Genomic DNA, 14,392 nt, shown 5'->3' on the forward strand with positions numbered 1-14,392 from the left:
GTACGCCCATGCCGCGCTACAGCTTTTCAGCCGGGCGAACCGCACCGGCGTTGCTGATACTGGTATTCGCGCCGTTATCGGACGGCGCCGCCGACGAACGCTCAGCGGAGCTACCTCCGCCGCCGGGCGCGGAGTCCGTGGCGCAGGAAATTCAGTACCGGCTGGAGCTGGTCATTAACCGCCGCCCCAGCGGGCAAGTGGTGCCCGTCACGGAATATCAGGGGCGCTACCGCGTCAGCGCCGCCGATTTACGGCGCGCCGGTTTGCCCGCTGCGGTACTGACCGAACCGCAGACCGACGTCACGCAGCTCGCCGGCGTTAACGTGGAATACGACAGCGCCGGGCAACGTTTATTATTGCAGGTTCCCTCTGAGTGGCTGCCGCCGCAGTTGTTAAACGGCGACCCGGACAGAGTGCGTTTCGCCTCCCTCAGCGGACGCGGCACGCTGCTTAACTATGACGTCTACGCCAGCCGGACCGGCTGCGGCGCGACCCAGCTCTCCGCCTGGAACGAAGTGCGCTTCTTCAGCGATGCCGGTACGTTGTCCAACACCGGCGTACTGCGCCGCAACATTGACGGCGACGATACCGGGCAGGATAAAACGTACACCCGCTATGACACAACGCTCAGCGACGTCAATGAAAATCACATCCTGAAATGGGCCGTCGGCGACGTCATCAGTAACGCGCTCAGTTGGAGCAGCAGCGTCAGGCTGGGTGGAATTTCCGTCAGCCGTGACTTTTCCGTACGCCCGGACGTCATTACGTATCCGCTGCCCGCGTTTTCCGGCAATGCGGCGGTGCCGACTTCCGCCGATCTTTTCATCAATGGCTATAAGGCCAGCAGCACGGAGTTACAGCCCGGCCCTTTCACCCTGACCAACACGCCGTATATTAATGGCGCCGGCGAGGCCGTGCTGGTGACTACCGATGCGCTCGGGCGCCAGGTTTCTACCAGCCTGCCGTTTTATGTCGCGAATACGTTGCTCAAGCCGGGGCTTTCCGACGCCTCATTCTCCACCGGCGCCCTGCGGCGCAGCTACGGCACGGAGGACTTCGACTACGGCCCCGCGGCGGCCAACGCCGTGTGGCGCTACGGGGTCAACGATGCCTGGACGCTGGAGAGTCATGCCGAAGGCGCGGAGGAACTGGCGCTGCTGGGCGTCGGTTCGTCGGTCCGGATCGGTAATCTGGGGGTAGTCAACGGCTCCTACTCCGACAGCCGGATGTATGGCAAGCACGGTGCTCAGTATGGTTTCGGCTATCAATACAGCAATGCGCGTTTCAGCCTGTCCGCACAGCGGATTCAGCGCGACGCCCGTTTCGGCAACCTGGCGCTGTATGACAACGGCGAAGATTCGGGTGACGGGCAGCCACAGGCAACGCTCAGCCGCAGCAGCACGCAGTACGCCGCCTCCTTGTCCCTGGCGCGCTATGGCAATATCGGGCTGGCTTACCTGGACGTACGCAGTTTTGATAACAATAAAACGCGCCTGTTTAACCTCTCCTGGAGTAAAAACCTGTGGCACAACAGCAGTTTTTATCTTTCCGCCAGCCGCGATCCCGATCAACAGGACTGGACCTTCGCGCTGACGTTCCAGGTGCCGTTCAACGCGCTGGACTCAGTGACGTTTAACTATGAGAACAATGCATCCGGCCAACGTCTGCAAGAGGTGAGCTATAGCCGCGCCATGCCCAGCGACGGCGGATTCAGCTGGGATCTGGCCTATGCCCGCCAGCACCCTCAGGATGACTATCAACAGGGATCGCTCACCTGGCGTAACGAACATATTCAGTTGCAGGGCGGTCTTTACGGATCGTCAGGCAACCAGACGCAATGGGGGGAAGCCACTGGCTCGCTGGTCATGATGGAAGGCGCATTGCTGACGGCGAACAAAGTCAACGATGCTTTCGTGATCGTCAGCACTGAAGGCTATCCGGACGTTGAGGTGAACTATGAACATCAGCCGATTGGCAAAACCAACGGCAGCGGTTATCTGCTGATCCCCGGCGTCACCTCTTACTACCCGGCCCACTACGGTATCAACGTGCTGAACATGCCGGCAGATGTCGTGGCCGATAAAACCGAACAACAGGCAGCGGTACGCCGGGGCAGCGGTTATGTGCTGCATTTCCCAATCAAACAGCAGCGGGCGGTCAGCGTCATTCTGGCTGATGAGACGGGGCATCCGGTTCCGCTTTCCAGCACCGTCAGCCGCCGGGGGCATGCTGATGTTTACGTGGGCTGGGACGGCCTCGTTTATCTGGAAGATGTCGCGCAACATAACCCGCTGCGCGTCCGCATGCCGGACGGGCGCGTTTGCCAAACGACGCTGACGCTGCCGGCGACGCTTCCGCAACAACTTAAAACCTACGGCCCGCTGGTGTGCCGCCCTTCTTCCCGTTCCGGAGTCGCCTCAGATGATTAAGCGTTGTTTCCCGTTGCTTCTGCTGTTTCTGGGTATGCTGGCGCTCAGCGACGGCGCCCGTGCCGCCTGCAAGGCCACGCTTTCCACCCTTGCGCCCAGTTTCGGTTCGGCCAGCTCATTTCTGGTCAGTAGCGGGAAGTTTACGACTTCCGTCAACCTGATGCTGAAATGCGATCTGGTTCTGCTCTCCCTGTTTGACAGCGACTACGTATCAATCACCTTCAGTGATGCGACCAACCTGAACGGCTCACAGGCGACGCTGAAAGTCGATACGACGGGCACCGACAACATCCCCATCAATGTATGCCCTTCCTCATCCGACTGTTCCAGTTCCATCCAGAAAAGTGACAAAGCCAACTATCCGCGCGATACATTGGCGAAGTTACTTACATCGACGACGTTCACCATTCCGATTACTTTCCAGACCACCCCCGGACAAAATGTCGCCGCCGGGCAATATAAGGTTAAGGTGGATCTTTTAATCGCCTGGAATATCTGCGGTACGTTGGGGGTTGGCAACATTCTCTGCGTGAACCAGCAAAACAGCAGCACCACGCTTTCGCCGGAGCTGACGCTGACCGTCACGAACGATTGCATCACCATTGATGCGCCCAACGTTGATTTCGGCAGTGCGCCGCTGGTCAGCGGCCTGCCTGACGTTGCACAGAGCATCAGCATCACCTGTACCAAAGGGAGCGTTTACAGCGTGGGCATCAGCGACGGGCAAAATGCCGTTAATGGCGTCAGGCAGATGATCAGCGGCAGCAACCGCATCGCCTATGATATCTATCAGGATACCCCCGCTGCCAGCCGTTGGGGCAGCAGCGGCAACCAGCGCTGGTCCAGCGCCGCATCCAGCTCGCTCAGCAGCGACGGACTGACCCGTTACTACAAATATCTGGCGCGGATCCTGAGCGGCCAAAGTACGCCGGCAGCAGGAACCTATACGGATATGCTGGTGGTGGACATTACTTTCTGATTCCACGGTCAACATAAAGGCGACCTGGATTGGGTACGAACCTTCGTGGTCAAAATCTTACGCCTGACTATCCGGCATTATTTCTTCTGCACGAAAAACTCCGATGTTTTTCATCAATCGACGATAAAAATGAAGTTTAAAATATCGCATAGATTATTTTTAAATCTATTAGGGTTAATCGCTCGCACATTAATCCTATGGCCCTATATATGGAAAATTGAATTTACCCCATCTTGATTTATAGCGTTCAAAGCCATGAGACAATCATCCTAAATGTATTCTCAACCATTACAGATAATTCCCTTTCAGTTTAATTCAGGTAATACAGAGGATGAACTATTGATCATATTTATTAATTGATTCAATCAATTCATTACATCGCAATACTTAGGGCCAATACTCAAAAAAACAGGAATTATCCTTTGGTGATGCATGCTAATATCATGCCACCCCCTATGTTTAAGAATAATTACCTTGTTAATCACTGCGTTAAAAGGTATTTCAATGGTACTTGCGATATCTCATTCCAAATCTGAAGCGTTATCTCATAACAAGATCTCACAAAACCATTCAGAATAGTTAATTAATCTGTCTTCTGCCTCGGTTGATAATTATCATCATTTTTAATATTTTTGAGGTTGAAATACCGTTAATTAAAAAAGTATCATGCAGACCGATGAATTGAAGTTGATATTTTGACAGTGCTCAGCAGACCAGTAACCAGCTTTCTGAAACAGCCAGGGAGTTCGTGTTTTATTGTTCATAGAAATATTCTTACGCTCATCCTGAGCATGGGAGTACATAAATGAATAACGGAGGTATGTTAAAGAGAGCAAAAGATAAGTCCATGTAGTTATACATTTTTTAAACAACCTATTTTGTTTTTATCAATTTTATAAATTAAAGGAGTAATCATGAAAAAAACTGCGATCTTTGCAGCCGTACTGTCCACCCTCTCTGTCGCTTCCTTTGCTGCTAATGCGGCATCTACGGGAACCATCTATTTCAACGGTGAGCTGACCGCGAATACTTGCGATGTGATTGTGGATAATCAGAGCGAAAACGCAACGATCAAGTTGCCGACCATTGGTACCAACCAGTTGAATGCTCCGGGAGCAACTGCCGGCCGTACCAGCTTCAACATGGCGCTGAGCAACTGTACCGGTACGCTGCAGACCGCTTCTGCCTACTTCCAGGCAGGTTCCACCGTTGATGCGGCAACCGGTCGTCTGAAGAATACCGGCGGTACCGCTGGTCGTGTTTCCCTGCAAATGCGTGACGGTGCCAACAGCAACGTTATCCAGGTGGGTAACGGCAACCAGGTAAACAACACGACCTATGTTGATATCTCTTCTACTTCAGCCACGCTGCCGTATGAAGTTGAATACTATGCTGAAGGCGCAACCACGCCGGGTACTGTTGTGAGTAACGTTGTTTACTCCATTCAGTACAAGTAATCGCTAAACAAACGTAATTTCGGGGGAAGATTTCTTCCCCCTTTTATCATATGGATATCAGGGACAGGCTCGATATGTATATTCGCCCGTTAACTTTCCTTTCGACTATGACTTTTGCATTTTTAATGCTTGTCAGTGTCGCAGCCTCCGCCAGCGTGGTGATCACCGGCACCCGGGTTATTTATCCTTCGGATTCCCGCGAGGTCAGCGTCAAGCTCAGTAATGTCGGGAAAAGCCCGGTGTTGATTCAAAGCTGGATTGATACCGGCGACATTGACGCTACGCCGGAGAAAATTGACGTCCCGTTCACGATTACGCCGCCAATCAACCGGGTCGATCCGGACAAAGGGCAAACGCTGCGTATCGGCGCGTTGCCGGCCGAGCTGCCGTCGGATCAGGAGTCGCTTTTCTGGCTGAACGTTCTTGAAATTCCGGCCATAAAGCAGCAGTCCGTCACCACAGAGAACTACCTGAAGATGGCGTTCAGAACGCGCATCAAAATGTTTTATCGCCCGAAAGGTCTGCCGGAAAGCCCGGCGCAGGCAGCGGATTCCCTGATTTGGAAAGCCTCCGGCGCAGAAGTGCGCGTGGAAAATCCGTCGCCCTATTTTGTTTCGCTGGTTACCGCCACCGCGAACGGAACAACCGTGGAAGCCGACATGATCGCCCCTAAATCGACCATAACGCTCAAACTGCGGGCTGCACCCGGCGCGAAAATTGACGCCAGCTACGTTAACGATTTTGGCGCCATCGTGCCGTTATCTGCCGTTTTAAAATAATAACATGCACGATTTTTTCTCAAAGTTATTGATAACAGGGATTAGAGATGATGAGCAAACACCAGGCGTATGGATATCGCGGCAGGATTTCGCCGATATTGATCGCCATTCTTGCCGTTTTATACGGCGATGACGTTAATGCCCGGCAGGATGAAAATGCCATTGCGCCTTACGCCAGTCAGGACGTTCAGTTCGATCCCGCGTTTCTGAACATGGAAGATGCGGCTAATATGGACTTGTCCCGCTTTAGCCGAGGCGCGGCGGCAACGCCGGGCGTATACACCGTTGCCGTGTACGTTAACGGCGCACCACTTACAGATGCAGAGATTGAGTTTCGTCAGAACAGCGATAAGAGCGTTACCCCTTGCCTCACCGCCGCGTTAGTCCGGCAACTTCCCCTTGATTTCAGCCGGCTGCCGGCCAATCTGTTAGAAAACGATCAGGTCTGTATCGATCTCATGCAGGCCATCCCTGCCGCAACCATTTACTTCGACAGTAACGAGCAGCAGTTGGACATTCAGATCCCGCAAATGTACGTATCACGCCTGGCCCGCGGCAGCGTCAGTCCGGCGCTGTGGGACAGCGGGATCGCTGCGGCAATGCTTGGCTACAGCCTTAACGCTTACGCCAGTGAATCCCATGGTCGTGAGTATAAATCCTTTTACGGCAACATTAACGCGGGGCTGAACCTCGGCGCGTGGTATCTGCGCCACAACGGTAACTACAACTGGGAGAAAGACGGCGAACACAGCTATAACACCCTGAATACCTATTTACAGCGCGATATCCCTGCGATCCGCGGGCGACTGTTGGTGGGCCAGTCCAATACCACCGGTATCGTGTTCGACACGCTTCCTTTTTCCGGGGTTCAGTTAGCCAGCGATGAACGTATGCTGCCCGAGTCGCAGCGCGGTTATGCGCCGGCAATCCGCGGCGTCGCACGCACCAACGCCAAAGTAACGATTCACCAGAACGGGCAGGCTATTTATGAAACCACCGTACAACCCGGTGAGTTTTTAATCGACGATCTTTACCCTACCGGCTACGGCGGCGATCTGTCGGTCACGATAGATGAAGCCGACGGCAGCCAGCAAACGTTTACCGTCCCCTATGCCTCAGTCACGGAATTGCTGCGGCCCGGCATGTCTAAATACGCGTTTACCGCCGGGCAATTGCGTAATGACTCCGTCAAAGATAACCCGGCTTTGTATCAGGCAACCTACCAGCGCGGCCTGACTAACTACGTAACCGGCTATGGCGGCGTTCAGGCCAGCCAGGATTATTACGCCACGCAGCTCGGCGCGGCCTTCGGCGGCAACGAAGTCGGCGCCGTTGCCGTAGATGTCACCCAGGCCCGCACGCACCTGGATCAGCGCGGCAACAGCCGTTCCGGGCAGAGTTACAAAATCAGCTACAGCAAGCTGATCCAGGCCACGCAAAGTAATCTCGGGCTGGCCGCCTACCGCTTTTCGACCAGCGGCTATATGGACTACCTGACGGCCATGCAGACCCGTGACGCCATCCAGCGGGGCTACGACAGAAACTCGATCTGGCGATCCAAGAACCGTTTCACCGCGTCTGCCAGCCAGTCACTGCCCGATGGCTGGGGGCAGTTCTACCTGAACGCCTCATTGCAGACTTACTGGAATTACCAGGGTACGGATAAGCAATACCAGTTTGGTTACAGCAACATGTTCCGTGACATGGTTTACCGCATTTCCGTGGGCAGAACCTATTCCGGCGTCGGTGAGAAACAAGATACGATAACGCTCAGCTTCACCGTTCCGCTCGGACGGAAAGCGGACGGCCTTCGTCCCAGCCTGAGAGGGCAGCTTGATCGCGACAGCACCGGACGCTACAGCGAACAGGTCGCTATCTCCGGTACTGCCGGTAACGAAAACCAATTCAGCTATGGCGTAAGCGCCATGAACGCGAATAAGGGCGTGGGCACCAGCGGTTCCGTCAACGGGCAGTACCGTTCCGATTACACCTCGCTTTCCAGCTCATACAGCGTCGGCAAGCACTACCAGAGCGCTTCCCTCGGCATGATGGGATCGATGGTAGCGCACAGCGGCGGCGTCACCTTCACACCTTACGTCTCTGACACGCTTGCGCTGGTCGAAGCCAAAGGCGCACAAGGCGCTTCCGTCTCCTCTTATCCGGGCGTCCGCATCGATCGCTGGGGGTATGCTCTGGTGCCCTACCTGAGCCCATACCGGCTCAACAGCGTCTCGCTGGATCCGAAAGACACCGGGACAGATGTCGAACTGGAATATACCGACCAAAAAGTCGCCCCCTATTCCGGCGCAGTTGTGAAACTGAAATACGGCACCAAACGGGGAACGCCGGTATTAATCATGGCCACCTGGCAAGACGCGCCGTTGCCCTTCGGCGCGGAAGTGCTTGACGCCAAAGGACGCAGCATCGGCGCTGTGGGCCAGGGCGGACAGATTTACGCCCGCGTGGAGAAAGATCAGGGCCAGTTAACCGTCCGCTGGGGGAACAACGCGGCGTCACAATGTAAGGTGTCCTACCGCCTGATGCCGACGAAGCCGGGACGAGTCAATAACACTACGCAGCGCTTCAATACCGTCTGCGAGTAATGACGTGATCAGGAATAATTCGCTATGAAATACACATTTGCGTTCAATCGTAAGACAGGTCCGGTTAGCTTATTCATGCTGATGGCGTCTTTTTTTTACAGCAGCAACAGCGCTGCCATAACCTGTACCACTACGGATGAATTCTCAAATCCGGTGAATGCGATTACCACTACGTTGCCTTTGCAGGGCGGCAATATTACGGCGGGTCCGGACGTCGCCATCGGCAGCGTGCTGTTCCGGCAAACCTTCAAGCCGTCCTATACGCCGGTGGGGTATTGTTCCGATCTCACGCCCAATACCACATATTCCTACTCCAATACCTACAGCTATCTCAACACGCCGTTGCCGTTGTCGGGCGGCTCCAGCCCCGTTGGCGGCCAGGTCTATGAAACAGGAATCCCCGGCATCGGCATCGTCGCCTGGTATGCCGGTAACGGCTTCCCGTACTCTGACACGACGGATATCTTTCACAGCGGCAGCAATACGGATTTTAAACACCGCTCATCACCTACGTTTGATATTTACCTGATCAAAACCGGCGCGATTTCACCGGGGATCATCTCAGGCAGCAACCTGCCCACGATCGCCTATGACTTTGAGTTTGGCGGCGTAAAAACGAGGATCGCTACGGCCAGCTTTTCCGGCTCGCTGAACGTCGTGTCGCAAACCTGCACCACGCCAGACGTTTACGTGAGCCTGGGGCAATATGACATCAACCACTCTTTCACCGGAAAAGGCAGTACGTCAGCCTGGGTAGATTCCTCCATCAAGCTGACCAACTGCCCGCGTTTTTACGGTACGCTGAACAACGGCGAAAAAACCTTCGCCTCCGATGACGGCACCACGGGAACCGGGACATTTACGCCCAACACCTTTTGGCTGATGCTGACCCCCAATACCACCGTTATCGACAGCAACAACGGCATACTGTCAATCCAGCATTCAGAAAACAGCGCCGAGGGCGTCGGTATACAAATGGCTCACGGCACAACATCGGATGCGGCCCCGACTCCGGTTTCGTTCGGCGGCATCAAGATATACCGCAGCGAAGACGCCTCCACGCAGACGCTGCCGCTGGTCGCCCGTTACATTCAGACGGAAGATACGCTGACGCCGGGCCGCGCCGATGCTACCGTCGTTTTTCTTATCTCCTACCAGTAACCACTGCGATTAAAAAGCCGGCTTACGCCGGCTTCTTTTTATCTGCTAGTTACGTTTCAGAACGTGGTTTATCGAGTCAAGGATCGGCTGATATCCCGTACAGCGACAAATATTTCCTTCCAACGCATCCAGCAACTGCTCTTCACTCGGCTCAGGATGCCGGGCCAGCAACGCCGTCGTGCTCACCAGCACGCCCGGCGTGCAAAAGCCACACTGTACGCCGCCACGCTCAACGAATGCGTCCTGCAGTTGTTGGGTAACCGGGTTATCCGCCAGCCCCTCCAGCGTCATGATTTCCGCGCCATGGCATTGCTCCGCCAATACCAGGCAGGAGCAAACAGCATTACCATCCATCATTACCGTACACGCGCCACACTCGCCTATTGCGCACCCTTCCTTGGTGGCGGTGAGCTGAAATTTGTCGCGAATCAAATCCAGCAAGCGCATATTTCCCGTGACCTGGGCCTCTACGACATTGCCGTTTACTTTCACTTTTATCGTACTCATAGCATCTCTTCCACTGTATGCCGGATACCGATTTTTATGTTCAGTACCCGGTTATAGGGTTACCTGATATTTATCCAGTACTCTGGTGCTGTTCGTCTGTTAACCCAGACGTTGCTTCACCTCAGCCATCATGTCGCGGAACATGTTGACGAATACGGGCTGTTTGTACGCGGCTGACCAACGCTTGCCGATGGCGGCATAGATAAGTTTGTCCAGGATCTGGCAGGCCTCAGCGACGATGTCGTCAGAAAGCTTCCGCCCTGACAAACACCGTTCAATATCGAGCAGGCGCTGAGGTTTGCTAAAGAGCGCACCGTCAACCAACCGGCAATAACTAACGGCGCCGGTTTCGTCACAGGCGATCAGGCATGTCAGGCTCTGGCGTGTAATATTCAGGGCATTTCTGCGGCCCAACTGGTGATAGAAGCCCTGCGCGGACGGCACCGCTGGCGCCGGCAGGATCACCTGCGTCAATAACTCATCCGCCTGGCGCTGCGTTTTGTAACCTGACAGCAAAAATTCACTCAGTTGCATGCGGCGCATGCCATTGCAGGAGCGCAGTTCGATGCTTGCGTCATAAATAATCGCCGGCGGGATTGAATCCCCGCAGGGCGCCGCGTTCACGATGTTTCCGCCAATGGTGGCCCGGTTACGGATCTGGTTCGATCCCACCGTGCGGCAGGCCTGGGCCAGTAAGGGATAACGTTCGCGAATAAGCGGATGTTCGACAATGCGGTTAAACGCTACCGCCGCGCCGATGAATACCTCCCCGGATGCAGCATCTTCCGTAATCTGCGTTAGCTCCGGCAAACGGGAGATATCTATCAGATTCATCGGCTTGGTTTGCAAACGCCCCTGAACGATGACGTCCGTACCACCGGCAATAACGCCCATTCCCCCGGCCGCCAGCCGCGCCAGCGCGTCCTCCAGATTCTCCGGGCGGATCACCGTGACGTCGGTTAAGCGCAGCACCTGCTTTCTGGCCGATGGTTCAATCATCAGCTCACTCTGCCTGGCCGGTTTTTTCAGGTTGTAGCCCAGAATCACCTGCTCAAGCGTCAGCGGCAGCTTGTTAAGCCGTGTACCCAACGCCTCGCTGACCGCGTTGTTGATCGCCGCCGCCGCCAGTTCCGTTGCGGGTTCGCCGATACCTTTTGCCCCAAGCGGCCCCGCGCCGTCCGGGTTCTCAACGCCAATCACGGTGATTTTGGGGATATCCTTGATCGTGGGCAGCAGATAGCTGTCGAAGTTCTCGGATTTAACTTCGCCCTGCTCAATGTTGAAATCTTCCAGCAACGCATAGCCGAAGCCCTGCGCCACGCCGCCGCTGACCTGTCCTTCAAAACCGACCGGGTTAATCACGTGCCCGACGTCATGCGCCGCCGTCACATGCAGCAAATCCGTTTTTCCGGTGCTGATATTCGTCCGGGTTTCCGCCACCTGACAGCCATATACCCAGGTGAAATACGGGCTGCCGCATCCCTTCTCTTCATCCCAGTGGATCGGCGGCGGCACGAACCAGCCGTACTCTGTCAGGCTGACGCTGGCCCACTTGGTTTTGTTAACAGCAACGTTAAATGCAATGCGTTTTTCCGGGTCCTGACGGTTGATGATAAAACCGTCCTGCCACAGCGTATCAGGCAGGTTTTGCGTGCCGATCGTTTCACCGACGACGCTCAAAATGCGCTGTTTGATCTTCTTTGCGGCATCCAGAATCGCGCCGCCGCCAACCAACGTCCCGCGTGTGGCGGCCGTAGAGCCGCCGTCGCCGATCATCGAGGTCGGCGGTTCGCAGAAACGGATCACGGACATCGGGATCCCAAAGGCTTCCGCCGCAATCAGGGACATCGTAGTCTGCAGCCCCTGGCCGTTTTCAGACACCGAGGTTGCGATGTTGACGCTGCCGTCTTCGTTAACCTGAATCAACGACGTTGAGGTATCCACCCCTTCCGCCCCGATGGAGCATCCGCGGTAGCTGAGCGCCAGGCCGATACCGTAACGGTACACCCCGCCGCGCTGGTTCATTTCCTGATAATGACGGCGTTTGGCCTCAAACTCCGACGCCGCCACAGCCTTGTCCAACACCTCCAGGGCGGAGACGGTATGTTTGTCGAACACCTGCCCGGTTACAGAGGTGTCTCCCTGACGCAGCGCGTTAATCCGGCGGATTTCGACGGGAGACATATTCAGGTGCCCGGCGATTTCATCCATCAGCGATTCGTTGGCATATACCACCTGCGGGGAGCCGAATCCGCGCATGGCGGAGGTGTAGCTGTTGTTGGTATAGACGCCCGTCACATCAATATGGACGTTCGGAATGTTATAGGGGCCGGCCGCCTGCACGGAGCTGCGCCAGGTCACGAACGGCGTCGAGGCGGCATAACCGCCGCTGTCGGCCAGGATATTGATTTTCATCGCCAGGATATGCCCCGCATCATCCAGGCCGACCTTGTATTTCATTTTATAAGGGTGGCGTTTGCAGCTTTCCAGAATGGACTGCTCGCGGGTATAGGTAAATTTGACCGGGCACCCCGTCAGTTGGGTCAGCAACGCTGAGCGGCAGGCCAGGTGATCGATCACATCGTCCTTGCCGCCGAAAGAGCCGCCCATGACCGCACGCTTAATGTTGATGTCGCTCTGCGGGCACCCCATAAAACGCGCGACGAAGCTGCGCACGCGGTGCGGGTTTTGAATCGAACCGGAAATAACCAGATGCCGCTCCGTCGGGTCGAGCCAGGTCAGGACGACTTCCGGCTCGATATAAGCATGCTCCTGAAAGCCGACCTCATATTCACGCTCCAGGATATGGCGCGAACGGGCAAACCCTTCATCAACATCGCCCTTCAGCGTATGGTGATGCGCCGCGACGTTGCTGCCCAGATCCGGATGAATCAGGCGGGCGTCGCTGGCCAGCGCCTGCTCGACATCAGTCAGCGGCGTATAGGGCGTATAGCGGACGCGAATTTTATCCGCCGCGGCGCAGGCGGCTTCGTAGGTTTTTGCCGCAATCACCGCGATAACATCGCCGTGGAACACCACCTCGTCTTTAACGATGGGCAGGTAGTCTTTCACGATAATGCCGACCACGGGTTCGCCGGGAATATCCTGATAGGTTGCGATTTTAACCACGCCGTCGACGTTCAGCGCCTCGCTAAGATCGATCTCCTCAATTTTACCGGCCGCGATATCCGCATAGCGGCAAACCCCGTACAGCATGCCGGGTAACGTAACATCGTTGCCGTAAACCGCGGTACCTCGGACTTTAGCCAATCCATCCACGCGCCGGACAGACGCAGAACGTGAAGCTCGCATCGCATTCTCCTTCTTATTTTTGTCAGAGACGAACCTGATTGCCTCGTTCGCCACTCTTCAAGTCATGGTTATCCACCCTGAAAAGATCCAATACGTATGCCAAAAAACAGGGATGACGTTTCCGCATCGAATCATTGTGATAGCGCTCACACAAATTCATTAAACCCAATAATTAATACTCATACGTAATTACATGGGTTTTATCATGGATGACAGGATTAGTTTCAGATTGATAAAACGAGGTATATCAGGATGATAATCGTTCGAATATTCCGCAGGGGTGGCCGTTTAGCCCAGGGGGCGATTTCGGGGAAAAGTCACTAAAAAGTAAGAAAGGTTGCGGGATAACATAGCCTTTCCGCTATAAGCAACGGCAGTTTACTCCTTGCCCTTTTTTGCCGCCCCACGGCATTTAATTTCCCTTTCCGCCGTTTTGTCCGTTTTTCTTAAAATAGATATCCTTTTCATAGGGTTGAAATGTAATTTTTCTGTAAATTCGATTCATCCGGCTTATCGGTCGTGTATTATGCGCGGCACGAACAAGGCTGTACTGAAATTGATTAAGGGAAATCATAATAATGCAAGCACAACCCCCCCACCTGCAAAAATTCACCCCCGTCGCCCGCCTGCTGCACTGGCTGATGGGCTTTCTCTGGCTGGCCGTGTGGATCATCGGTTACGCTGCAGCCAACTGGCGGGAAGCCCTGAACCCCGGCCACGGGCTGACCGCCGCGCATAAAGCGCTGGCAGCCACGCTGTTGTTCCTGATCGTCATCCGCGTTTTCTGGCGCCTGACGCACCCAGCCCCCGCGCTACCGGACTCCATGACGCCACTGATGAAGCGCGCCGCTCACTGGGGGCATTTCCTGCTGTATGCCGTGGCGCTGATCGCACTGCCAGTATCCGGGTGGATGTGGAGCTCGGTTGCGGATAAGCCCATTATGGTGCTGTGGCTGTTCCAGCTTCCGCCGCTGGTCGATCCCAACCCGGCCTACTATGTCCTGGCCAAGCAGGTGCACATCTGGCTGGCCTGGATAACCGGCGCGCTGGTTCTCGGTCATATTCTCCTTGCGCTCAAGCACTACTTTATCGATCGCGATGGCGTGATGGAGAGCATGCTGCCCCGCCACGGCAAGGAAAAATAGTTCCTTCTCCGGACGAAAAC

9 protein-coding genes are annotated in these 14,392 nt (G+C 55.2%); 7 read left to right on the forward strand and 2 right to left on the reverse strand.

Annotated elements, in window-relative coordinates; all coding sequences use genetic code 11:
• Positions 1–8: 8 nt before the first annotated feature.
• The 6 genes from C8D90_RS02995 to C8D90_RS03020 all read left to right on the forward strand — a co-directional run bounded on the left by C8D90_RS02995 (position 9) and on the right by C8D90_RS03020 (position 9,408).
• A complete protein-coding gene (locus C8D90_RS02995; protein WP_115456910.1) occupies positions 9–2,429 on the forward strand; it encodes a fimbria/pilus outer membrane usher protein in 2,421 nt (806 codons plus the stop codon).
• Positions 2,422–3,408: a Csu type fimbrial protein gene (locus C8D90_RS03000; RefSeq protein WP_115456911.1), complete on the forward strand. Its 987-nt coding sequence runs from the start codon at positions 2,422–2,424 to the stop codon at positions 3,406–3,408. The genes C8D90_RS02995 and C8D90_RS03000 overlap by 8 nt, the downstream gene beginning before the upstream one ends.
• A 914-nt stretch (positions 3,409–4,322) precedes the next feature.
• Positions 4,323–4,865, forward strand: coding sequence for a fimbrial protein (locus C8D90_RS03005; RefSeq protein ID WP_115456912.1), 543 nt, complete (start codon positions 4,323–4,325; stop codon positions 4,863–4,865).
• A gap of 125 nt (positions 4,866–4,990) precedes the next feature.
• Positions 4,991–5,644, forward strand: coding sequence for a fimbrial biogenesis chaperone (locus tag C8D90_RS03010; RefSeq protein WP_230472936.1), 654 nt, complete (start codon positions 4,991–4,993; stop codon positions 5,642–5,644).
• Between the two features lie 50 nt (positions 5,645–5,694).
• Positions 5,695–8,247, forward strand: a complete 2,553-nt coding sequence (locus C8D90_RS03015; RefSeq protein ID WP_115457254.1) for a fimbria/pilus outer membrane usher protein — start codon at positions 5,695–5,697, stop codon at positions 8,245–8,247.
• A gap of 24 nt (positions 8,248–8,271) precedes the next feature.
• On the forward strand, positions 8,272–9,408 hold the full coding sequence (locus tag C8D90_RS03020) for a fimbrial protein (protein WP_115456914.1): 1,137 nt from the start codon (positions 8,272–8,274) through the stop codon (positions 9,406–9,408).
• A 45-nt stretch (positions 9,409–9,453) separates the two neighbouring features.
• Here C8D90_RS03020 and C8D90_RS03025 read toward each other — a convergent pair whose 3' ends face one another.
• Positions 9,454–9,915 carry a (2Fe-2S)-binding protein gene (locus tag C8D90_RS03025; RefSeq protein ID WP_115456915.1) on the reverse strand — a complete coding sequence of 154 codons (462 nt, stop codon included), beginning with the start codon at positions 9,913–9,915 and terminating at the stop codon, positions 9,454–9,456.
• A 99-nt stretch (positions 9,916–10,014) separates the two neighbouring features.
• A complete protein-coding gene (locus C8D90_RS03030; protein WP_115456916.1) occupies positions 10,015–13,227 on the reverse strand; it encodes a molybdopterin cofactor-binding domain-containing protein in 3,213 nt (1,070 codons plus the stop codon).
• Positions 13,228–13,805: 578 nt separating this feature from the next.
• Here C8D90_RS03030 and C8D90_RS03035 point away from each other — a divergent pair.
• Complete coding sequence (locus tag C8D90_RS03035; protein ID WP_115456917.1) at positions 13,806–14,372, forward strand: cytochrome b; 567 nt, start codon at positions 13,806–13,808, stop codon at positions 14,370–14,372.
• Positions 14,373–14,392 lie beyond the last annotated feature (20 nt).

This window comes from Enterobacillus tribolii (assembly GCF_003363015.1).
Lineage (GTDB): Bacteria > Pseudomonadota > Gammaproteobacteria > Enterobacterales > Enterobacteriaceae > Enterobacillus > Enterobacillus tribolii.

Coding starts and splice junctions, on each gene's coding strand:
- C8D90_RS03020 (WP_115456914.1), top strand. CDS start 8,272: ATGAAATACACATTTGCGTTCAATCGTAAGACAGGTCCGGTTAGCTTA.
- C8D90_RS03005 (WP_115456912.1), top strand. CDS start 4,323: ATGAAAAAAACTGCGATCTTTGCAGCCGTACTGTCCACCCTCTCTGTC.
- C8D90_RS03015 (WP_115457254.1), top strand. CDS start 5,695: ATGAGCAAACACCAGGCGTATGGATATCGCGGCAGGATTTCGCCGATA.
- C8D90_RS03000 (WP_115456911.1), top strand. CDS start 2,422: ATGATTAAGCGTTGTTTCCCGTTGCTTCTGCTGTTTCTGGGTATGCTG.
- C8D90_RS03025 (WP_115456915.1), bottom strand. CDS start 9,915: ATGAGTACGATAAAAGTGAAAGTAAACGGCAATGTCGTAGAGGCCCAG.
- C8D90_RS03010 (WP_230472936.1), top strand. CDS start 4,991: ATGCTTGTCAGTGTCGCAGCCTCCGCCAGCGTGGTGATCACCGGCACC.
- C8D90_RS02995 (WP_115456910.1), top strand. CDS start 9: ATGCCGCGCTACAGCTTTTCAGCCGGGCGAACCGCACCGGCGTTGCTG.
- C8D90_RS03030 (WP_115456916.1), bottom strand. CDS start 13,227: ATGCGAGCTTCACGTTCTGCGTCTGTCCGGCGCGTGGATGGATTGGCT.
- C8D90_RS03035 (WP_115456917.1), top strand. CDS start 13,806: ATGCAAGCACAACCCCCCCACCTGCAAAAATTCACCCCCGTCGCCCGC.